Consider the following 22,303-nt stretch of genomic DNA (forward strand, 5'->3'; position numbering starts at 1 on the left):
GTCACTCCGCGGGAATGGCTTGGGTCTGGGATGCGCTTTGCGGTGCGCGTCTCACGGTCATGATGAGGTTCCAGCACATCAGAAGCGCACCGGAGAGGTAGAGAAGACCGCCGGTCATCCGCACCACGTACATCGGGAACTTGGCCGAGACGGTGTCCGCGAAGGAATTCACGAGGAAGCCCTGCGCGTCGACTTCGCGCCACATCAGTCCTTCCATGATCCCCGTCACCCACATCGAGGCGGCGTAGAGAACGATGCCGATCGTCGCGAGCCAGAAGTGCCAGTTGACGGCGCGCAGCGAGTAGAGGCTCGCCCGGTTCCAGAGCTTCGGCGTCAGGTAGTAAAGGCAGCCGAAGGTGATGAGCCCGTTCCAGCCGAGTGCACCCGAATGCACGTGGCCGATGGTCCAGTCGGTGTAGTGGCTCAGCGAGTTGACCGCGCGGATCGACATCATCGGACCCTCGAAGGTCGACATGCCGTAGAAGGCGAGAGAGGCGACGAACATCCGGATGATCGGGTCCGTGCGGATCTTGTCCCAGGCGCCTTCCAGCGTCATCAGGCCGTTGATCATGCCGCCCCAGCTCGGCATCCAGAGGATGATCGAGAACACCATGCCGAGCGTCGAGGCCCAGTCGGGAAGCGCGGTATAATGCAGGTGGTGCGGACCGGCCCAGATGTAGAGGAAGATCAGCGCCCAGAAGTGGATGATCGACAGCTTGTAGCTGTAGACCGGGCGGCCGGCCTGCTTCGGCACGAAGTAATACATCATGCCGAGGAAGCCTGCGGTCAGGAAAAAGCCCACCGCGTTATGGCCGTACCACCATTGGGTCATCGCATCCTGGACGCCGGCGAAGACCTGCACCGATTTGGAGCCCCAGATCGAGACCGGGATCGAGAGGTTGTTCACGACGTGCAGCATCGCGACGGTCACGATGAAGGCGAGGAAGAACCAGTTGGCCACGTAGATATGCGGCTCACGGCGCTTCATGATCGTGCCGAGGAAAACCGCGAGGTAGCCCAGCCAGACAAGCGTCAGCCAGATATCGACGTACCATTCGGGCTCTGCATATTCCTTGGACTGGGTCGAGCCGAGAATGTAGCCGGTCGCCGCCAGAACGATGAAAAGCTGATATCCCCAGAAGACGAACCACGCGAGATTGCCGCCCCAGAGCCGCGCCGCGGAGGTCCGCTGGACGACGTAGAAGGAGGTCGCGATCAGCGCGTTGCCCCCGAAAGCGAAGATCACCGCCGATGTATGCAGGGGCCGCAGCCGTCCAAAATTCGCATAGCCCTCGGACCAGTCGAAGTTCAGCGCAGGCCAGGCGAGCTGCGCGGCGATGAAGACGCCGACCAGGAAGCCCGCGATGCCCCAGAAGGCAGTTGCGACAACGCCCGCACGGATCGGCCCATCCATATACGAGGCGTGGTCGACCACCGCGCGCGGCTCTTCCACGCGGCGCAGTTCCCACAGAAAAAGTCCGCCCGCGACGACCATGATGATCGCAGCGTGGACGGAATAGGCGAGGTCGCGGCCCCAATTCGCGGCAATCGCCGCAAAGAGTGCCACAAGGCCCAGAAGGGCTAGCCTTGCATAAACCATGTCATCGTTCCCTTGGCTTTATCACCCTCCGCGCGGAATCGCTCGAAGGGCCTTATGCCGGGGGAAGTGCCACGGGCGGCGCCGACCTCGCTTTGACATGGATCAACGAGGGCGGATCAGGCTGAATTTTCATTTGGAATGGCCCGCGCGCAGTCTCGTGTCGCGCGCTGCGGGATGTGCGATGCGTCTCGGCTCAGGCGATCAGGCCGCCATCCTCGTCCTCGCCAGCCTCGATCGCGAGCCGGTCGAAATCGGGGATATGCACGTCGCGGTTCGAAGGAAGCTCGATCAGCCCATCCTTTCGAAGCGCAGTGAACTGGCGGCTCGTCGTCTCGATCGTGAGGCCAAGATAATCGGCCAGTTCCTCGCGCGAGAGCGGCAGGTGCAGGGTCAGCGCATCTTCGGGCGCATCCTGCCCCATTTGCGCGGCGTTGCGCCGTGCCAGCCGCACAAGAAAAGACAGGACTTTCTCGCGCGCAGACATCCGGCCCAAGACGACGGCCCATTCGCGGGCCGAATCAAGCTCATCCAGCGCCATCGTCATCAGGCGCGTTGCGATATGCGGTGTGCTGCGGACCAGATCTTCGAAGGCCTTGCGCTCGAACCGGCAGAGCGTGACCTCGCTGATCGCCTCAACGTCGTAGGGAGACGATGCACGCCCGGGCCGGCCGATGAAGTTCGACGGCAAGAGAAGACCGACCGTCTGACGCCGCCCATCCTCGAGCGTGCGGGACATGGTCGCGCAGCCCGAAATGATCGAGGACAGGAACTCCATCTCGCGCCCGGCCTCGGCCAGATGCGCGCCCGCGGGAACAGTCTTGTAGGACTTAATGCGTTCCAAAACCTTCAACTCGTCCGCATCGCACTCGGCGCAGACGGCACTGTGCCGGATCGGACAATCATGACAGGCATTCACGGGTTTCAATTCCATGTCAGGTTTTTAGCAAGAAGGTTGATTTGCATCAATGTGCGACCGCGCGAAACGCGGCAAATCCTGCGCCATGACACAGTCCATCCTTCGCAAGGCGCTCCTCGAAGCGCGCGTTCCGAGATATACCTCCTATCCGCCCGCCACCCGCTTCTCCCAGGCGGTCGGTGCGGATCAACATGCCGCGTGGCTTTCCACCCTGCCCGCGACGGAACCGATCTCGCTATACGCCCATATCCCATTTTGCCGCAGGCTCTGCTGGTTCTGCGCGTGCCGGACGCAAGGCACATCGAACGCGGCGCCGCTCACGCGGTTCCTCCAGACGTTGAACGCCGAGATGCGGCTTGTCGAGACGGCCATCGGCAGGCGGCAGACGGTCTCCGCGCTCCATCTGGGCGGAGGCACGCCGACGCTGATGGAAGCTTTCCAGATCAAGGCGCTGTCAGACGCGTTCCGGGCCCATTTCGATCTTTCGCAGGATCCGGAAATCTCGGTCGAGATCGATCCGACCGAACTCGACGAGACGCGGCTCGACGAGCTCGTGGACTTCGGCCTCAACCGCGCCTCGATCGGAGTGCAGGACTTCGATCCAAAGGTGCAAGAGGCGATCGGCCGTCTGCAGAGCGCCGAGATCACCGCCGAGGCTGTGACCGGGCTGCGCGTTCGCGGTGTCAAATCGGTAAATTTCGATCTGCTCTACGGGCTTCCCTACCAGACGCCAGAGCGCCTTTCCGCGACATTGGCCAAGGTGCTGGACCACAAGCCCGATCGTCTCGCGCTTTACGGCTACGCGCATGTTCCATGGGTCGCCAAGCGCCAGAAGCTGATCCCCGAGGAGGCCCTGCCCGATCCCTCCGCGCGGCGCGAGCTGGCCGAGCTCGCCCAGGCAACGCTCGTGGCGGCGGGCTACGTGCCGATCGGCATCGATCATTATGCGCTGCCCAAGGACAGCATGGCCCGATCCGCCGAGGCCGGGACGCTGCGGCGGAACTTCCAGGGCTACACGACCGACACCGCGTCTGCGCTGATTTCCATGGGTCCCTCCGCCATCTCGCGGTTCGAGGGCGGCTACAGCCAGAACGCCTCGGCGACGCGCGACTGGACGCGGGCAGTCGAAACCGGCCTTTTCGCGACCTCGCGCGGCTTCACGCTGAGCCGTGAGGACATCATGGTCGCAGACGCGATCGAGCGGCTCATGTGCGACGGGCGCATCGATTTCGCCCGTATGGCCGAGCGTCACGGTCTGCGCGCACAGGCGCTTCGCGACCGCGCCGAAGCGGCCCTCGCCGATCTTCCGGAAATCGGCACGCTGTCGGGCGATCGGCTGGCGATCAACGAGATGGCCTATGCGCGCCTTTTGGCGGCCCGGCTCGACCCCGAACTCGAGAGCTCGGACGGGCGCTTCAGCCTCGCCAGCTGATCTCTTCTTTAGACCGCCCGAAACGCCGCGCTCAAAAGAAATCGACCGCGCCGTCCGCAGCGGGAACATCCGTTTCTCGGCCGGCGAGCATATCCGACAGCCGGCCAAGCCGGATCCCGGAGGTTGCGTTGTGCAGATCAAGGCTTATCGCGGGCGCGGTGCCAGCCAGATGATCCAGAAAACAACGCAACTCGCTCAAGGTCTGCACCAACCGGTCGAGCGTCTGGATCGACGCACTTTCCTGCGCCGCTCGATCGCCGTCCGGTCTCTGCCCATCGAGAAACCCGGCCAAAACGCTCTCGACCCGCAGGCTTTCCGTCTCGAGGGCGCCCATCTCGCGCGAGAGCCGGGCGAAGAGTTCCGCCAACGCAACCTCGTTGCGCGGCACGGCGCGCGGCGGGGCCTGCTCCGTGGTCACAGCGGCCCGACGACAGCCTGAAGGCAAGCCTTCATCTGCGCCGTATCGAACGGTTTTTGAAGCACGTTGTTCAGACCGAGCTGCTTTCCCGTCGTCACGATCTGATCATCGAGCCGCCCACTGATGAGCACGAAGCCGATTTTCTGCGTCCGGGCATTCTGTCGAAGCGCCTGCAAAAGCTGAAGGCCGTTCACTTCGGGCATGTTGTAGTCGGAAATGACGATGTGGCGCGGGTGCGCATTGAGCTTTTCGAGTGCCGTCCGCCCATCGGCACAGAAATCGACCTGTTTGATGCCGATCTCATCAAGCGCCATCAGGATGAGACCGCGACTAGTGCTCATATCGTCGACAACCAGGACGCTCAGCTTGTCTCTCAATGCCATGTTCAGCTTCCTTGCAGGGTGCCGCCGCGCCGGTTTGCCGGGCGACGAAAGGAGGTTTTGCCGCAAAGCTCGAGCGCGTGTTCGAAGCCGGGCCCGAGCCGCTCCGAATGCCCGAGAAAGAGGTAGCCGCCCTCGTCCAGCACTCGTTCGAGACCGCACCAGAGCGCGCGCTGCGTTGCCTCGTCCATGTAGATCGCGACATTACGGCAGAGGATCGCGTCGAAGGGGCCCTGTACGGGCCAGGGCTCCACGAAGTTCATGTAGCGAAATGTCACGAGCGCGCGCAAAGCCGGCCGTATAGACAGGAATCCGGGTCGATCCGGCGCAGGCTCGAACATGACCGCGCGGCGCGCAGGCGGAATCATCGAGGCCGCCTCTTCCGGGTAGATCCCCGTCTCGGCGCGTTCCAGGACCTCGCGGTCAATATCGGTCGCGAGTATCCTAAGACCGCACTTGGCCGCGTTCGAAAACCCCTCGAGGACCACTGCCGCCAGGCTCCATGCTTCTTCCCCGGACGAACACCCCGCAGACCAAAGCCGGGCTTGATGCCCCGAGGCCGCTCGCACCGCGAGGACAGGCAAAAGCTCCGCCGCGAGGATTTCGAAATGCTCCGGCTCGCGGAAAAAGCGAGTTGTATTGGTCGTCAAGGCAAGCACCATCCTGTAACGCTCCTCGCGCTGGCCGGGGTCGGTGACGAGCCGGGCATATTCCGCGAAGCCATTCAGCCCCAGTTCTCTGAGCCGCCGGGACAGGCGAGAGACCACAAGCCGACCATTCCCTTCGTTGAGGCGGATTCCCGAGCATTCGTGAAGAACCGACGCGATCGTCGCGAACTCGGCCGGCTCCAGCGTCGCCTCGTCGCGCGCGATGATCACGCTGGACAAAGCTCGTCCTCCTCGGCCCGCGTCTTGGGCAGCGCTGCGCTGACATCGAGGATGCGGAGCAGTCGCGGACCCTTGGAGATCACCCCGGCAAGACAGGACGCGCTGGCTTCGCCGATATTGGGCACCGGCTGAACCTCGTCCTCCGTGACGTTCAAAATGTCGGATACGGAAGAGACCAGGAGACCCGAAAGGCACTGCTCGATCAGGACGATCACGATCACGTGGCGCGGGCCTGGCTCGAGCGGCGCGAGCCCGAGTCGCGAGGACAGATCGATGATGGGAACGACAGCGCCGCGCAAATTGATCACGCCCAGAACGTAATCCGGTGCGCGCGGCAGCACCGTCGCTTCGGTCCAGCCGCGAATTTCGCGCACCGTCATGATGTCCATGCAGAAATCCTGCTCGCCGATACAGAATGTCACCATTTCGCGGCTGTCTTTCCGGACCACCGGGCCGCGGTCCTCGTGGGCTGCTCTCATCGGTCAAACTCCAAGGAGGTGATGAATGGGTCGGGCTGTTCCGGCCGCGTTCGACGCGCCGGGCAGTATCGTGTCCGCGGCACTGCGAACGATGTCTTCGGGATCAACGATCAACGCGATCTTGCCGTCCCCGAGGATTGTCGCCGCGGCAATACCGATGACGCGGCCGTAATTCTGCTCGAGGCTCTTGATTACCACCTGGCGTTGATCGCGGATCTCGTCGACGGCCAAGGCCCAGCGTTTTTCCTGCTCGGTCTCGATCAAGAGCAGCACGTGCTCCGCCCGCTTCTCGTGCGGACTTCGGTAGCCAAGTACACGCCCGACATCGACAATGGGTATCAGCTCCTCGCGAACACGGACCACGTCGCACCCGGGCGATACGGATTCGATCTCCACCCCGACAGGCTTCAGCGTCTCGATGATGGCGGTAATGGGCACGACCATGGTATGACCTGCAACGGTCACGATCATGCCCTCGAGCACCGCGAGCGTCAGGGGCAGCGAAATGGAGAAGGTCGTGCCTTTGCCAGGCACAGACTGGATGTTGATCCGCCCCCCAAGCTTCTGAATGGCGCTGCGGACCACATCCATTCCGACCCCCCGCCCCGACAGATCGGTGACCTGCTCCGCGGTCGAGAACCCGGGCAGGAACAGCAGCCGATCGACGTCGGACGCGGCCGGTTGAGCATCATCGGGTACGAGGCCCTTTGCCTTGGCGATCTGGAGCACCTTCGGTCGATTGATCCCGGCGCCGTCATCCGTAATCTCGATCAGAACACGACCCGAACGATGCTCAGCAGACAGGCGCACGATGCCTTCGGCGGGCTTTCCAGCACCGAGACGCGCGGCGGTCGGCTCGAGTCCATGATCGACCGCGTTCCGCAGGATATGAGTGAGCGGATCGATCAGGCGTTCGATCACCGTAGTGTCGACCTCGGTCGTCTCGCCGCTCGTCTCGAAGCGAACGATCTTGCCGGAGACGGCTGCCGCTTCCCGAACGATCCGCGCCATACGCTGAAAGAGCGGCTTCACCGGTTGCGCGCGGATCGACATGACGCCTTCCTGGATCTGGCCTGCGAGTGTCTTGAATTCGTCGAGCCCGGCAGTGATCTGCGTCTCGTGAGCCAAGCCTGCATCGGAGATGCTTTGGCTGAGAAAGGACTGGTTTATGACAAGCTCGCCCACGACATTGATCAAGTCGTCCACGAGATCGAGATCGACCCGCACCGTCGCTTTCGACGGCGACACGCTTTTCGCGATCCGCGGCTCGGGGGACGAGGATGTCGGGATGACATGCAGATCGGTTTCCTTCGACCCAGACCCGTCCTGGGGCGCCTGCGCGGCCGGGGCCGGGGCCGGACTGGCTGCGGGCACCAGACCATCGTCGTCGAGCTCCTTGATCGACAGCTCGGCAAGATGCGCCACGAACTCGAAGATATCCTCGATTTCAGCGCGTTGGGCTGTGCCTCTCAGGGTCAGGGTCCAGGCCAGATACGGTGCGTGGGCATCCAGCTCGGCCAAGCTCGGCAGGCCGGAGACATCCACAGAAACGGACATGTCGCCAAGCGTTTCGAGTTCGCGGAAAAGATGCACGGGGTCATGCCCGTTCTCGAAAAGCGCGTGCCTTGGGCGAAATCCGATCTCGAACCGAGTGTCATTGTGGCCGCCAAGCTCAAGATCGAGCGTCATGGGCGCGAACGCGTGTGGCTGCGGTGTCGCCAGTGTTTCCCGAGACGGCATCGCAGGCGGCATGACACGTTCCAGCTCTCTGCCAGCGCCGCCCGTGATCTTGTCAATTTCCGCAAGTATGTCGTGGCTGCGCCCCTCGTCGACCTCCCTTCCCTCGCGAGCCGCGCTTACCAGATCGGTCAGGTGATCCCCTGCGCGGCGCAGGACGACCCAATCAGATTGCTGAGGCACGAAACGCCCCGCGCGCATCTCATCAAGGGCAGTCTCGAACCCGTGCGCGAAATGAACGAGCGTATCGAGAGAGAAGGATGCCGCCCCGCCCTTGATCGAATGAACAGACCGGAACACCGCATTGACCACCTCGATATCGATCCCGGCGTCAGGGTCGGCATCAGCAAGGATGTCAAACCCATCGTCGAGCGCCTCGAGCAATTCGCTGCATTCCAGGAAGAAGGTCTGGCGCAGCGCGTCAAGCCCGCTCATCTCCGCCTCACGCTGGCAATGCGCCGAATGGCCGAGACGAGTTTTTCGTCATCGAACGGCTTAACGATCCAGCCAGTCGCTCCCGACTTGCGAGCCCGATCCTTCAGCTCTGCAGCGCTTTCCGTCGTCAGCACCAAAATCGGCACACTTGGGTGCACCTCGCCATTCCGGATCTCGGAGATCACTCCGAAGCCGTCGAGCCGCGGCATGTTGATATCGGTGATCACGACATCCGGTGCGATCTCGGCAAGACTGTCGACGCCGATGCGTCCGTCTTCGGCCACTGCCACATCGAAACCGTTTTGGGTCAGGCTGAACCGCAGCATCTCCCGGATGGTGCGGGAATCGTCGATCGCGAGTACCTTGATTGTCATGCGCGTTCTCCCGGAACGGTCGTAAGTGACGCATCCAAAAGACCGCTCGCGCCCATCGTTTCGATGTCGAGAGCCAGCTCCTTGGATGCTTGCAATGTGAAGGCGTGGCCCTCAGCGCGCACACGGATTTGCGCGGCAAGAAGGAGTTGAAGGCCAAGCGCCCCGAGCATCTTGACCCGTCGGCCATCGAGCGACAGCGGACCGGCCGGCGTCTTCATCAGAACCTCGCGGAGCCCGGATGCCGCGGCCGTGTCAAGTTTCTCGGGCAATATGATGGGTTGTGTCATGCACACCTCAAAAAAGCGTCACGTCGTTTCTGAGAGCATCGACCGGGAGCAGCGGCTTCGGCGTCTCGATCATGTCTTCCACGAAGAGAAGGCTGGCCTGACCAGTTGTCGGCACGAACTTGACGCGCCGCGCCCGGCTTCCACCAAGGCTGCTCGAGATAACGTTGATGCCTTCCGTCCGCAGGAATCCGAGCGCGAACTCGCTATTGGCCTGACCGATCCGCGCCATCTTGCCGGACATCATCGCTCCGCCGAACAGTTTGGCCTGCAACCTGTTTTTCGACCCGCCGAGCTTGAGGAGCGCGTTGATCAATACCTCCATCGCGTAAAGTCCATAGCGTTGGTTGCGGCTCTCTTCCGCCGCGCCCGTCGCCACGAGGAAATGGTTCATGCCTCCAATCTTCGCGACAGGGTCGTGCAGGCAGGTCGTGACGCAAGAGCCGAGCAATGTTGAAAGGACGCAATCGGGGTCGGCAGAGACACGGTGCTCGCCCTGGATGACAGGCGTCGTGTGTCCGGGTCGCATGACTGGGGTAAGAGCGCTGTTCATTGAGACCGCCGCGCATAGCGATTTGACATCTCGTCAACGCCTGAGCTCAGAAATCCAGCCATTTCGCGCCCTCCTCGTTGACGAACTCGCGAGCAGGCGCGTTGACAACGGCTCTCGCAGGTGACGCGGGCGCAGCCTCCGCCGACGGTATTCGGACAGACGCGCCGGTTTTGAACCGGGACACCGTCTCTACCAGCGTCACCGCATCATTGCGCAGAGCCTCGCTGGCGGCTGTCGTCTCCTCTAGCCGCGCTGCGTTCTGCTGGGTGGATTGATCAAGCTGGGTCACCGAGGCGTTGATCTCCTCCAGGCTCAGGCTCTGGGTACGGGAAGATTCGGCGATTTCGGAGACGAGACCCGCGATTTCAGTCACGGAGGACGCAATCTGCCGCAAGGCACCGCCCGTCTGGCCGACGAGATCGACGCCCTTCTTCACCTGCCCCGCCGAATCCGCGATCAGACTGTTGATCTCTCGGGCCGCGTCGGAAGAGCGTTGCGCCAATGCGCGCACTTCAGAAGCGACAACGGCGAACCCCCGCCCGGCTTCTCCGGCGCGCGCGGCCTCGACGCCGGCATTGAGGGCCAGAAGGTTCGTCTGAAAGGCGATGTCGTCAATCACGCGAATGATCGAGGTGATCTGTTCGGAGGAACGGGAGATCTCGTCCATCGCTGAGACGGTTTCGACCACGACGGCACCGGACGCCTCGGCGCTGCGATGCGCCTCGCCGACAACGTCGTTGGCGCGGGAGGCGCCGTCCGCCGCGGCTTTCAAGGCCGAAGTGAGCTCGTCGAGCGCTGCCGCGGTTTGCTCCAGGGTTGCAGCGGTGCTTTCGGTTCGGCGCGACAGCGCGTCGGCGGTAGTCGTGATGTCGCTGGTCTCGTTGCGGATATTCTCCGCGTTTTCCGAGATTTCCCGCAGCGCGGATGCGAGCTTTTCCGACGCGCCGTTGAAATCGGTTCGCAGTTGCTCGTAGCGGCCCGGGAAGACTTGCGCGATCTTGGCGGTCAGATCCCCGTCAGCGAGCGCCCTGAGGCCGACACCCAAAGCCTGCACGACTTCGGTTTTTTCGGCTTCAGAGGCTTCGCGCTCCTGATCTGCGATCCGCAGCTTGTGCTCTTTTTCAGTGATATCCGTACCAAGGAGAAGATAGCTCAGGCCGTGGCCGTCCTTGTCCCGGATGCAGGAGAGCGAGCCATCCACGATGCGGTCTCCGTCGGCGCCGGAAAGCTTGAGCTGGCCGATAATCGGAGATCCGTTCTTCAGGCCGTGGATGACTGCCTCTGTCGTCTTGTCCGCGTCGGCAGCGATCCGTGCGATCAGCGTCTGTAGGGACGGCCGGTCCGTGCGGCCAGAGCAGATCGAGACGGCAAAACGCTCATTCGCGTCGACGCAGATACCGTCCATATCGAACTCGGCCTTCATCTGGATCGCGTCGATTGCGGCCAGCAGCGCTTCGTTGCGCCACATCGGCGTCACGTCCCGCCACTCGACGATATAGCCGAGGATTTTCCGGTTTTCGGAATAGATCGTCCGGGTCGCGATGGAGAGCCGCTTGCTGTTCATCCGGATAATGCCTTCGATCACACCGTCGCCGAGCGTACGAAGCTGGTCAGCGATATTTCCGGTAGGATGGAAGTCCGCGATGCTCATTCCGACAACGCGTGCCGGGTCGAAATTCATGCGCATCTTGCGAAGGCCATCTTTGTAGATCTCGAAGAACGCCGTGAGATTCCGGCTGACTTGCGTGATCTTCAAATCTTCATCGAGCAGCATCACGGCAGCGGACGAGTTATCGAGCGCCGCGCTCTTGATATAACTCTCGCGGTGGCTCCGTTCGCTTGCCATGAGCTCATGGCGCAAGGCATCGGTTGCCCGTGCGAGGTGTCCGTATTCGTCGCGGCGCGACGTCCCCGAAGGAGGCGTCTCGAAGTCCTTTGCCTCAAGGCGTGCAATATCCGCTTGCGCGGCTTGAAGCGGTCTGCGGGCAAGCCGGGATATTGCGATATAGGCCAGTGCGACGGAGAAAAGACAAAGGATCGCGGCAGCCTTGCGGGCTTGGGAGACAGTCTCCTGCGTCAGCGCCTGCAGATGGGCAGTCGACCATTGCGTAACGAGCGAGCCGACAATGGCGCGGTCCTGTCCGAAACGAAGCGGGATGGCGACCATCAAGGCGTCGGGATCGAGGACTGCCCGGCCGGTATCCAGCGCTTCTTCGACAAGTGCGCGGGTTGCGGCGGGCATGCTTGCGCCCCATTGGGAAAAGCTCGACAGGCCTGAGCCGAAGACCTCGAGAGAGACGAGGGCCCCGTTCGTGCCTTCGGTGAAATCCTCGATCTGGCGCGTCATCAGCTCGGCATCCTCGAACCGCACCGAGCCAGCGATCGCATCCGCGAAGAGTTCCGTTTCGGACCTGGCACTGTCGAAGACCGATTGGCTGATCACGGTCTCGAAACCGCGCGTTGTCAAAATCTCGAACACGAGGACAACCCCGATCAGCGCCGCGACGATCACGGCGATGAGTTTGAGGAAGACCGAGTGGATATTCAAAGAAGGTCGGAACGCCATCATCGGCTCCTTGCAGCGAGGGTTCAGAACATGTCCGCGTTGAGACCGAAGGTGACCGCGCCGACGGGTGTATCGGTTGCCGGCTCGTTCAGCGGGGCAGAGACTTGGATTTGAAATCTCTGTGTCGAGTCGTCGAATGCCACCTCACCGATATGAAGCGCGCCGGACGGACGACCGAAGGTCTGTGCATGCTTGGCTTCATCGCCTTGCCAGAAATCCGAAGTCACGGCGCTGATCGCAACGTTGAGACCGACCGCATCCATGACGATGATCTCCGTCACGCGGCCTTTCGCAGTCTCGAGCATGTCGCGCACCACCTGCGAGGCGGCGTGATCGTAGATACCCGAGATGAGTGGGCGATCGGACTGGGCCACCTCTTGGCGCCACGTCTCATCGAGCGCGAGGATCTCGTCCTCGGACAAGCCTGCATGCGCCGCGCTGGAGAGGCGCAGCGCGCGCCAAATCTCCGGCTCGTCGGCCAGCTTGCTCTGCAAATGGGCGACGTAGGCCGCCATGTTGCCGTTGAAGACATCGTTTGCAGCGACAGGCGCCGCGAAAATCGAGAAGGCAGAAGCAAGGCCCAAGGGCGCAAGTTGCGAGAGAGTCTTGAACATCGTCGGTCCCCAGAATGCTGCGCCGGTCCCTTCCGGCAAGAACAGCCCATGTTCTGGACATCGACATTTAAGATCCGCTGAACGCCTGCCCCTCGCCCGCCGACAGATTGCTAAAACTTTATCGGGCCGTGCGTCGGAGCCGGGGCCACGCGAAAAAAGGGCCCCCGAAGGGACCCTTAGTCTTGCCGATCCGGCTCATCGTTTACCGCCCGTTGTATTCTGCCTGCGGCCAGACCGGCACCGAGGCGAGCGCACCCGCCTCGTGACCCGAGATCTCTCAGCTACAGCCGGACGTGCCGCCGCAGGTGTTGCACTTCATGCAGGTGCCGTTCCGCACCAGCGTGTAGTTGCCGCATTCGCCGCAGGCCTCGCCCTCGAAGCCCTGCATCTTCGCCTTGGTCGACGCGGTCATCGCCACCGAAGAGGTCTCGGAGCGTGTCGCAACCGGGCTTGCAGCCTCGGGCACGAGCGTGGCCAGCGCCGCGGAGGGATCAGATGGCCTTGCAAAGCCCATCGCCTGCCCGCCCTGCAGCACCACCAGTTCCTGCGGAACCCGCTTTCGCAGATAGCCCGAGGAGCTGATCTGCTTGAGCACTTCGAGCGATTTCGACGCAGCGCTCTCGGAGATCTCCTTGACGTTGGAGACGCCCTCTTCCTCGCCGCGGCCGATATCGTCGAAGGTCGCGCCTTCCGGCTTCACATGCGCGAGGTCCGTGCGGTCGAGATAGGACACCGCCAGTTCGCGGAAGATGTAGTCGAGGATCGAGGTCGCGTTCTTGATCGAGTCGTTACCCTGCACCATGCCCGCGGGCTCGAACTTGGTGAAGGTGAAGGCATCGACGAATTCCTCGAGCGGCACGCCGTATTGCAGACCGACCGAAACCGCGATGGCGAAGTTGTTCATCATCGCCCGGAAGCCCGCGCCCTCCTTGTGCATGTCGATGAAGATCTCGCCAAGGCTGCCGTCGGAATATTCGCCCGTCCGCAGGTAGACCTTGTGACCGCCGACGATGGCCTTCTGGGTGTAGCCCTTCCGGCGCTCGGGCATCTTCTCGCGCGCCGTGGCCTTCTCGACCTCCTTGATGACGATCTTCTCGACCACCTTCTCGGCGAGAACCGCGGCCTTCTCCTGCATGGACCCGGTCTCGAGGATCTCTGCAGCTTCGTCGTCATCTTCGACCAGAGCGGATGCGAGCGGCTGGCTGAGCTTGGAGCCGTCGCGATAAAGCGCGTTGGCCTTCACGCCAAGCGACCAGGACAGCTCGTAGGCGCGCTGGCAATCCTCGATCGTCGCATCGTTTGGCATGTTGATCGTCTTCGAGATCGCGCCCGAGATGAAGCTTTGCGCGGCTGCCATCATCTTGATGTGGCTGTCGACACCGAGGAAGCGCTTGCCCTTCTTGCCGCAAGGATTGGCGCAGTCGAAGATCGAGTAATGCTCGGCCTTCAGGTGCGGCGCGCCCTCCAGCGTCATCGTCCCGCAGACGTGATCGTTCGCGGCGTCGATATCGGCCTTCGAGAACCCGAGATGGCGCAGGAGATCGAAGCTCGGATCGTTCAGCTTCTCGGCGGGAATGCCCAGCACTTCGCGGCAGAATTCCTCGCCAAGCGTCCACTGATTGAACACGAAGCGAATATCGAAGGCAGAAGCGAGCGCGCCATCCACTTTTTCAAGCTGCGCCGGGCCGAAGCCGTGGCCGATGAGCGAGGTGTGGTTGATCGCGGGCGCATTGCCGATGGAGCCGTGGCCCACCGCGTAGGAGACGATCTCCTCGATCTGCGAGGAGCTGTAGCCGAGCCGTTCGAGCGCACCCGGAACCGAGCGGTTGATGATCTTGAAGTAGCCGCCGCCTGCGAGCTTCTTGAACTTCACCAGCGCGAAGTCTGGCTCGATCCCCGTTGTGTCGCAATCCATCACGAGGCCGATCGTGCCGGTGGGCGCGATCACGGTGGCCTGTGCGTTGCGGTAGCCGTGCTTCTCACCGAGGCGCAGCGCTTCGTCCCAGGTGGACATCGCAAGATCGACGAGCATCGCGTCGGGGCAATTGGTCTGATCGAGCGGGACCGGCTTCACAGCCAGGTCCTCGTACCCGGTGGTTGCCCCGTATGCGGCGTTGCGGTGGTTGCGGATAACGCGGAGCATGTGCTCACGGTTGCGCTCAAAGCCCGAGAACGCGCCGAGCTCACCGGCGATCTCCGCCGAGGTCGCATAGGCGACACCGGTCATGATCGCGGTCAGCGCGCCGCACAGCGCCCGGCCCTCGTCGCTGTCGTAGGAGTAGCCCATCGTCATCAGGAGCCCGCCGATATTGGCATACCCCAGGCCGAGCGTCCGGAAATCGTAGGACAGCTGCGCGATTTCCTTGGAGGGGAACTGCGCCATCGTGACGGAGATCTCGAGCGTCAGCGTCCAGAGACGCGTGGCGTGCATGTAATCTTCCGCAGCGAACTTGCCGTCATGCAGGAAGGTCAGAAGGTTCATCGACGCAAGGTTGCAGGCGGTATCGTCGAGGAACATGTATTCCGAGCAGGGGTTCGAGCCGCGGATCTGGCCGTCCTCCGGGCACGTGTGCCAGGCATTGACCGTGTCATGGAACTGGATGCCCGGATCGGCACAGGCCCAGGCGGCGTGACCCACCTGCTCCCACAGCTCGCGCGCGGAGATGGTCTTGGCGACGGAGCCGTCCGTGCGGCTCAGAAGCTCCCAGGGCTTGTCCTCACGCACCGCCTCGAGGAAGGCATCGGTGACGCGGATCGAGTTGTTGGAGTTCTGGCCCGACACGGACGCGTAGGCCTCGCTGTCCCAATCGGTGTCGTAGGTCGGGAACTCGATCGAGCTGTAACCTTGCTTGGCGTAGTCGAGGACACGCTTCACATAGGTCTCGGGGATCTGCGCGCGCTTGGCGGCGCGGACGGCCGCCTTCAGCCCTTCGTTCACCTTGGGATCGTAGGCGCCTTCTTCGGAGCCGTCGAAGGCGCGGATCGCCGCGAAGATGCCGTTCAGCATCTGCTCGTGCATCTTGGAGCCGGCGACGATCGAGGCGACTTTCTGCTCCTCCTTCACCTTCCAATTGATGAACTCTTCGATATCGGGGTGATCCGCGTCGCAGATCACCATCTTGGCGGCGCGCCGGGTCGTGCCGCCCGACTTGATCGCGCCCGCCGCACGGTCGCCGATCTTCAGGAAGCCCATCAGACCCGACGACTTGCCCCCGCCCGACAGGGGTTCGCCTTCAGCCCGGAGGCTGGAGAAGTTGGTGCCGGTGCCCGAGCCGTACTTGAAAAGCCGCGCCTCGCGGACCCAGAGGTCCATGATGCCACCTTCGTTCACGAGGTCGTCCGAGACGGACTGGATGAAGCAGGCATGGGGCTGCGGATGTTCGTAGGCGGTCTTCGACTTGGTGAGCTTGCCGGTCTTGTAGTCCACGTAGAAATGGCCCTGGCTCGGCCCGTCGATGCCGTAGGCCCAGTGCAGGCCGGTGTTGAACCATTGCGGCGAATTGGGTGCGGCGGTCTGGGTCGCGAGCATGTGGCGCATCTCGTCATAATAGGCGCGCGCATCCTCTTCGGTGGTGAAATAGCCACCCTTCCAGCCCCAATACGCCCAGGCACCCGCGAGACGGTCGAAGACCTGCTTCGAGGAGGTCTCGCCGGTCTTCGCGGTTGTTTTGCTCGCAGGCTCGGAGCGCCACAGGAACTCTGGCACGCCCTCCTCTTCGACGCGCTTCAGCTCGAGCGGCACACCAGCCTTGCGAAAGTATTTCTGGGCGATCACGTCCGAGGCGACCTGGCTCCAGGAAGCCGGCACTTCGACCTCGTCGAGGCGGAAGACGATCTTGCCGTCGGGATTGCGGATTTCCGATGCCGTGGTGACAAAGTCGATACCCGCATAGGCATCTTTTCCGGCTGTGGTGTAACGGCGTTCGATCTTCATTTTCTGCCTCGTCTCGCTTTGCGCCCCTGTCTCGTCCGGCTCGCGCGGGCGCGGAGAGACACGTCATCCGGTCGCGCTGCCTGTGCCGCGCGCTCTGCGAAACTGTGTCCCGCTTGGATGTAAGACTGTGTCCCTCTCGGCCCGACCACTAAATATTGTGGGTCGCGTTCCGGTGAAAGCTACACTCATGCGGGAGGCCGATTCCGTCAACGACTTTTTCACCAAGATGGCGCTATATTTTGTGTTGACCAGAGCGAACCACCACATCCTGTGGCCGCCCTTCGCGATTCATCCACAATACCAAGCGCAAGAATTACAAGGCGGACATGCGTTATCCCGAGTTTATCCACCACATCTGGTGGAAACTGAGGCATGCAACCGAGCACGGCGCATATGTGCGCCAAAGCCACAATCGCCGATGGCAAGCCAAGCGAAACGGGCACGACGTCAAAATGCCAGGAGATTTGAGGAATGGTCGGGGCGGCGAGATTCGAACTCACGACCTTCTGTACCCAAAACAGACGCGCTACCAGGCTGCGCTACGCCCCGACACGTGCCGCCTTAGCGGCAGGCACGAGATTTGAAAAGACCGATTATGCGCCGCGACAGGCCCAGGCCGCCTCGGCGATGGCGGGATGCCGCATCTCGGTACCGGGCGCAATGCCGAGCGTCTCGGCGAGACCGCCGTTGATCTCGAGCACGTATTTCGTGTCCGGCGCCCCTGGAATCGGCGTCTCGTCATGGGGGATCGCGTTGCTGTGCACCTTGCGGACGACGCCTTGGGCATCGGCAAAGATCATGTCGAGCGGGATAAGCGTGTTCCGCATCCAGAACGCGACCTGCTGCGGGCGCTCGTAGACGAAGAGCATGCCCTCGAAGCGATCCATCTCGGCGACATTCATCAGACCCTGGGCGCGTTCCTGGGCATCATCGGCGACATCGATCCGGAAACTGGCGGAGCCGAACTCGCCCCGAAGAGAGATCCTGTCTTCTCTGCATTCCTGCGCGAAAGCCGTGCCCGCCAGCATCGACGCGGCGACAAGACTCAGGACGAAACGGCACTTTCCCACGCGACGATCTCCGCTGCCATGCGTCCGCGCTTGCCGTCGACAACCCGCAGACCGATTGCTTCACCAGGCTGCAGATCGGCCAGACCGGAGCGGCGCAGCACTTCGATGTGGATGAACACATCCTCTGCACGGCCGAACACGTTCGCGAACCCGAAGCCCTTGTTCTTATCGAACCACTTCACACGCCCGGGCTCAAGTTCTGCGGCATGCAAAACCTCGGGATCCATCTCTTCGATATCGGCAAGGGGCACGGCAGAGGTATCCTTGGGAGGCTCGATCGCGTGGACCGTCACGGCCTGATACCCGCGCGGCGTCTTCTGGATCGAAATATCGACCGTCGCGCCATCGGCGACCGAGCTTTGACCGTAATTCCGCAGCACGTTTGCATGAAGGAGGATGTCGCGCTCTTCACATTCAACCACGACAAAGCCGAACCCTTTACCGGGATCAAACCACTTGACCTTGCCTCGGACCCTTCGATCCGTCTCTTCCGTCGACATTCTGTCTCTCTATATGACGCGGGCGCTGCAGCGCCCCTCACTACCGATATAATGCCCCCGCTAATCGAACTTCTATCTCACCACAATCTTTCACGTAACGTGAATTGCGCATGCCTCAAGGTGACAGGCGGGTAACATCCCAAGACGCATCAAGAGTTTTTCGTTGCCATACAAAGCGATCGTGAAGACGGAATGCGCCGTCCGCCCAAAATTCGATCTCCAAGGGCTGTATCCTGAAACCGCCCCAATGCGGCGGACGCGGCGGATTGTTGCCGAAACGGGTCGTCACCTTCGCGACCTGCGCCATCAGAGCCGCGCGGCTGGAAAGAGGCCGGGACTGCTCCGAGGCCCAGGCGCCAAGCCGGCTCTTGAGAGAGCGCGACTCGAAATAGGCATCCGCTTGCGGGCCGTCCTCGCGCTCGGTCACGCCGCGCACGCGGATCTGCCGGCGCAGCGATTTCCAGTGCATGACGAACGCGGCCTTGCCTTGAGCCTCGATCTCGCGGCCCTTCTGACTTTCGTAATTCGTATAGAAGACGAAGGCCGATGCCTCGATTTCCTTCAGAAGGACCATCCGCGCATTCGGCATCCCGTCCGCATCCACGGTGGACAACGCGATCGCGTTGGGATCGTTGATCTCGGTCTCGCTCGCTTCGGCAAGCCAGTTGCGCGCGATCTCGAAAGGATCCTCGCCTGCGAATATCCCGGTCCGCTCGGTCATCATGAATTCTCCCGGCTCTGAAGCGAACACGCCACGCGAAAGGGTTCGCGGAGCGCGCCGCTCTTGATGGCGCCTGCCCCTTCACCTAAAGGACAGCGAAACAGATGTCGGGTTGGAGACGGGTAATGTCAAACGGACTGATGGCAGGAAAACGCGGCCTCATCATGGGGCTCGCCAATGACAAATCCATCGCCTGGGGCATTGCCAAGGCCTGTGCCGATGCCGGCGCGGAGCTTGCCTTTTCCTACCAGGGCGACGCGCTGCTGAAGCGGGTCGGACCTCTGGCCGAAAGCCTCGGCTCGGACATCGTTCTGCCCTGCGACGTCGGTGACGAGGAATCGATCGACGCGCTCTTCACCGGTCTTGCCGAGAAGTGGGACCAGCTCGATTTCATCGTTCACGCGATCGGTTATTCCGACAAGACCCAGCTGCGCGGCCGCTACCTCGACACCACGCGCACCAACTTTGCCATGACGATGGACATCTCGGTATATTCCTTCACCTCAGTCATGCAGCGTGCGGAAAAGATGATGAAAAACGGCGGCTCTGCCGTGACGCTCACCTATTACGGCGCCGAGCGGATCATGCCCCATTACAATGTGATGGGGGTCGCGAAGGCCGCGCTGGAAGCCTCCGTGCGCTACCTCGCCGAGGATCTCGGCAAGGATGGCATCCGCGTCAACGCGCTCTCGGCCGGCCCGATCCGGACGCTCGCCGCGTCGGGAATCGGGGACTTCCGCTACATCATGAAGTGGAACGAGCTGAATTCGCCTCTGCGCCGGAACGTGACCATCCAGGATGTCGGCAATTCCGCCCTGTATCTTCTGTCCGATCTCGGAAGCGGCGTGACCGGCGAGACGCACCACGTCGATGCGGGCTATCACATCGTCGGCATGAAGGCCGAGGACGCGCCCGATATCGACAAGACCTGAGCGCGCCCGCCTGCCCCTCACATCTAGGAGACACGCCATGAGCGACCGCCTGCCGCACGAAAAAGGCTTCCACGTCAGCTGGGACCAGCTGCATCGCGACGCGCGGGCCCTCGCCTGGCGTCTGCAGGGCCACGGCCCGGAAGGTGGCTGGCGCGCGGTCGTGGCGATCACTCGCGGCGGAATGGCACCCGCGATGATCGTGAGCCGCGAGCTCGACATCCGCACCGTCGATACGATCAGCGTGAAAAGCTACAACCACCAGACGCAGGCAGAGCCCGTGATCATCAAGCATCCGGACGCGGATGTGGTCGGCGACGGCACCGGCGTCCTGATCGTAGATGATCTGGTCGATACCGGCCGCACGCTCGAAGTGGTGCGCGCCGCGATGCCGAAGGCGCATGTGGCAACCGTCTACGCCAAGCCGAAGGGCCGACCGATGGTCGACACCTTCATCACCGAGGTCAGCCAGGACACCTGGATCTTCTTTCCGTGGGATATGGCGCTGCAATACGTCAAACCCTATCACGGCACGGACGACTGACGCCCTGCGCCCCTTGCGGGGCCGCGGCCCCTCGCCTAGACATCCGCGACATCTGTTGAAACGACCAACCGGAGGGCCCGATGGCACTCAAGGCCGGCCGCCTGTCTAAAGTGTTTCTGTGGATCCTGATGGGCCTGTTGCTGATCGGCCTTGCCGGGTTCGGTGCGACCAACCTGTCGGGCACCGCCCGCACGGTCGCCTCCGTCGGCGACAAGGACGTCACCGTGAACGCCTATTCCCGTGCCGTTCAGCAAGAGTTGCGCGCGCTTCAGGCCGAACGCGGCGAAGCGGTGAGCTTCGCCGAGGCGCGCCAGGCGGGGCTCGACACGCAGGTGCTTTCGCAGTTGGTCATCGCGCGGGCCCTCGACTGGGAAGCGGACCGCGTCGGGATCTCGGTCAACGACGATCTCGTCGCGAACGAATTGTCGCAGGTCTCGAGCTTCCAGGGCCCGGACGGCAATTTCGACCGGCAGGCCTACAGTTTCGCGCTCGACAATATCGGCCTTTCGGAAGGCGAGTTCGAAGAGGACCTGCGGAACGAGATCGCGCGCACCGTTTTGCAGGCGGGCGTCTTCGCCGGCCTCAACATGCCGGACACTTATGCGGACACGATCATTTCCTTCGCCGGAGAGCGGCGCGATCTGACCTACGCGGTGCTCAGCGCCTCCGACCTCGAGACCGGCATCACCGAGCCGACCGAAGAGGAATTGCGCGCCTTCTACGACGAGAACATCGCGGATTATACGCGCCCGGAGACCAAGCGCATCACCTATGCTTGGGTTACGCCCGAGATGCTCCTCGACAGCGTCGAGGTGCCCGAGGAAAGCCTGCGCGAAGCATATGAGGAGCAGTCCGACCGCTTCAACATGCCCGAGCGCCGACTGGTCGAGCGGCTGGTTTACCCTACCGAAGAGGCAGCGCAGGCAGCCGCGGATCGCGTCGCCGCTGGCGAGGCGGATTTCGAGACCCTTGTCGAAGAGCGCGGCTTGCGGCTCGCCGATACGGATATGGGCGAAGTGACCCGTTCGGATCTTGGCGGCGCTGCGGATGCCGTGTTCGATGCCGAGACGGGGAATGTCATCGGCCCCGCTCCTTCGAATCTCGGCCCCGCGCTCTACCGCGTGAACGCGGAACTGGCCGCGGTCGAAACGCCCTTCGAGGAAGCCGTGCCGATGCTGCGCGACACGCTCGTTCTTGATCGGGCGCGGCGCACGATCGAGGCGCAGGCCGAAAGCTATGACAACGAATTGGCGGGCGGTGCGACGCTTGAAGATCTGACAAGCTCGACCGACATGGAGCTCGGCGAGATTTCCTGGACCGGATCGTCGGATGAAGACATCGCCGCCTATCCTGCCTTCAACGAGATCGCCCGCACGGCGGAGCCCGGCGATTATCCCGAGATCCTGGAGCTGGGCGACGGCGGTGTCTTCGCGCTGCGCGTCGACGGCATTGACGAGCCCGCCCCCATCCCCTTCGAAGAGGTCCGAAACGCCGTGGAGACCGGCTGGGAACAGCAAGAGGTGACCGAGGCGCTGCAGGAACAGGCCAATGCCCATGCAGAGGCGATCTCGAGCGGGGCGAGTTTCGAGGAACGTGGCCTCTCACCCGCCACGCTCGAAGGTGTTCAGCGCACGGCAAGCCGGGATGTTCTGCCGCGCGGTGCGATCGCCGAGGCTTTCGACGTCGCCGAAGGCGCGGCAACCACAGCCTCCGAGCCGGGCCGCGTCGCCATCCTGCGGGCAGACAACGTGATCCCGGCCGATATGGCAGGCGATGACGCCGAGCAGCTCCGGCAGCGACTGCGCCAGCAAGCCGAGGGCGCGCTGTCCGAAGACCTCTTCCGCGCACTGGCCGCCGACATCCAGTCGCGCGCCGGCGTGACCGTGAACAGCGAGACGCTGAACGCGGTCAATTCGCAGCTTCAGTAGAG

General features: G+C 62.7%; 20 protein-coding genes and 1 tRNA gene. 4 read left to right on the top strand and 17 right to left on the bottom strand.

From position 1 onward, the window contains the following. Position 1: 1 nt before the first annotated feature. Both ccoN and fnrL read right to left on the bottom strand, forming a co-directional pair. Positions 2-1,600, bottom strand: a complete 1,599-nt coding sequence (ccoN, locus tag BM171_RS13305; protein ID WP_093013244.1) for a cytochrome-c oxidase, cbb3-type subunit I — start codon at positions 1,598-1,600, stop codon at positions 2-4. A gap of 193 nt (positions 1,601-1,793) precedes the next feature. Continuing rightward, positions 1,794-2,531, bottom strand: coding sequence for a transcriptional regulator FnrL (gene fnrL, locus BM171_RS13310; protein WP_093013247.1), 738 nt, complete (start codon positions 2,529-2,531; stop codon positions 1,794-1,796). A 70-nt stretch (positions 2,532-2,601) separates the two neighbouring features. On the opposite strand from fnrL, the gene hemN reads away from it, so the two are divergent. Then, positions 2,602-3,948, top strand: a complete 1,347-nt coding sequence (hemN, locus tag BM171_RS13315; RefSeq protein ID WP_175497553.1) for an oxygen-independent coproporphyrinogen III oxidase — start codon at positions 2,602-2,604, stop codon at positions 3,946-3,948. 31 nt (positions 3,949-3,979) lie between these two features. Here hemN and BM171_RS13320 read toward each other — a convergent pair whose 3' ends face one another. From BM171_RS13320 to pdxH, 15 genes are all read right to left on the bottom strand, one after another. Beyond that, complete coding sequence (locus tag BM171_RS13320) at positions 3,980-4,282, bottom strand: hypothetical protein (RefSeq protein ID WP_139218700.1); 303 nt, start codon at positions 4,280-4,282, stop codon at positions 3,980-3,982. An 80-nt stretch (positions 4,283-4,362) separates the two neighbouring features. Beyond that, entirely contained in the window at positions 4,363-4,749 is a 387-nt protein-coding gene (locus tag BM171_RS13325) for a response regulator (RefSeq protein ID WP_093013256.1), read from the bottom strand. A 2-nt stretch (positions 4,750-4,751) separates the two neighbouring features. Next, entirely contained in the window at positions 4,752-5,624 is an 873-nt protein-coding gene (locus BM171_RS13330) for a CheR family methyltransferase (RefSeq protein WP_245760271.1), read from the bottom strand. Beyond that, positions 5,621-6,112, bottom strand: coding sequence for a chemotaxis protein CheW (locus BM171_RS13335; RefSeq protein ID WP_093013262.1), 492 nt, complete (start codon positions 6,110-6,112; stop codon positions 5,621-5,623). Before BM171_RS13335 ends, BM171_RS13330 begins: the two co-directional genes overlap by 4 nt. Positions 6,113-6,115: 3 nt before the next feature. Next, a complete protein-coding gene (locus tag BM171_RS13340; protein ID WP_093013265.1) occupies positions 6,116-8,284 on the bottom strand; it encodes a chemotaxis protein CheA in 2,169 nt (722 codons plus the stop codon). Further along, a complete protein-coding gene (locus tag BM171_RS13345; RefSeq protein ID WP_093013268.1) occupies positions 8,281-8,658 on the bottom strand; it encodes a response regulator in 378 nt (125 codons plus the stop codon). The genes BM171_RS13340 and BM171_RS13345 overlap by 4 nt, the downstream gene beginning before the upstream one ends. Further along, positions 8,655-8,945, bottom strand: a complete 291-nt coding sequence (locus BM171_RS13350; protein WP_093013271.1) for an STAS domain-containing protein — start codon at positions 8,943-8,945, stop codon at positions 8,655-8,657. Before BM171_RS13350 ends, BM171_RS13345 begins: the two co-directional genes overlap by 4 nt. Before the next feature lie 7 nt (positions 8,946-8,952). Beyond that, on the bottom strand, positions 8,953-9,336 hold the full coding sequence (locus tag BM171_RS13355) for a chemotaxis protein CheD (RefSeq protein ID WP_245760268.1): 384 nt from the start codon (positions 9,334-9,336) through the stop codon (positions 8,953-8,955). Positions 9,337-9,541: 205 nt separating this feature from the next. Beyond that, positions 9,542-12,061 (bottom strand): methyl-accepting chemotaxis protein, encoded by a 2,520-nt coding sequence (locus BM171_RS13360; protein ID WP_175497555.1) that lies wholly within the window; start codon positions 12,059-12,061, stop codon positions 9,542-9,544. A gap of 23 nt (positions 12,062-12,084) precedes the next feature. Then, on the bottom strand, positions 12,085-12,675 hold the full coding sequence (locus tag BM171_RS13365) for a hypothetical protein (protein WP_093013280.1): 591 nt from the start codon (positions 12,673-12,675) through the stop codon (positions 12,085-12,087). 277 nt (positions 12,676-12,952) lie between these two features. Continuing rightward, on the bottom strand, positions 12,953-16,609 hold the full coding sequence (locus BM171_RS13370) for a vitamin B12-dependent ribonucleotide reductase (protein WP_093013283.1): 3,657 nt from the start codon (positions 16,607-16,609) through the stop codon (positions 12,953-12,955). 472 nt (positions 16,610-17,081) lie between these two features. After that, positions 17,082-17,158 (bottom strand) — tRNA-Pro (locus tag BM171_RS13375). A gap of 44 nt (positions 17,159-17,202) precedes the next feature. Continuing rightward, positions 17,203-17,679, bottom strand: coding sequence for a DUF192 domain-containing protein (locus BM171_RS13380; RefSeq protein ID WP_425438946.1), 477 nt, complete (start codon positions 17,677-17,679; stop codon positions 17,203-17,205). Then, a complete protein-coding gene (locus BM171_RS13385) occupies positions 17,655-18,179 on the bottom strand; it encodes a cold-shock protein (protein WP_093013286.1) in 525 nt (174 codons plus the stop codon). Before BM171_RS13385 ends, BM171_RS13380 begins: the two co-directional genes overlap by 25 nt. Positions 18,180-18,294: 115 nt before the next feature. Beyond that, the gene (pdxH, locus tag BM171_RS13390; RefSeq protein WP_093013339.1) at positions 18,295-18,900 is read right to left on the bottom strand and encodes a pyridoxamine 5'-phosphate oxidase; all 606 of its coding nucleotides are present in this window, start codon (positions 18,898-18,900) and stop codon (positions 18,295-18,297) included. Between the two features lie 125 nt (positions 18,901-19,025). Between pdxH and fabI the strand changes: the two genes are divergently transcribed. The 3 genes from fabI (at position 19,026) to BM171_RS13405 (ending at position 22,301) form a co-directional block, all read left to right on the top strand. Then, positions 19,026-19,832 carry an enoyl-ACP reductase FabI gene (fabI, locus tag BM171_RS13395; RefSeq protein ID WP_093013289.1) on the top strand — a complete coding sequence of 269 codons (807 nt, stop codon included), beginning with the start codon at positions 19,026-19,028 and terminating at the stop codon, positions 19,830-19,832. A 37-nt stretch (positions 19,833-19,869) separates the two neighbouring features. Beyond that, the gene (gene gpt, locus BM171_RS13400) at positions 19,870-20,373 is read left to right on the top strand and encodes a xanthine phosphoribosyltransferase (protein WP_093013292.1); all 504 of its coding nucleotides are present in this window, start codon (positions 19,870-19,872) and stop codon (positions 20,371-20,373) included. Between the two features lie 80 nt (positions 20,374-20,453). Then, a complete protein-coding gene (locus tag BM171_RS13405) occupies positions 20,454-22,301 on the top strand; it encodes a peptidylprolyl isomerase (protein WP_093013296.1) in 1,848 nt (615 codons plus the stop codon). Positions 22,302-22,303: the final 2 nt, after the last annotated feature.

It is taken from the genome of Roseivivax halotolerans (assembly GCF_900115815.1).
In the GTDB taxonomy this organism is placed as follows: Bacteria; Pseudomonadota; Alphaproteobacteria; order Rhodobacterales; family Rhodobacteraceae; genus Roseivivax; species Roseivivax halotolerans.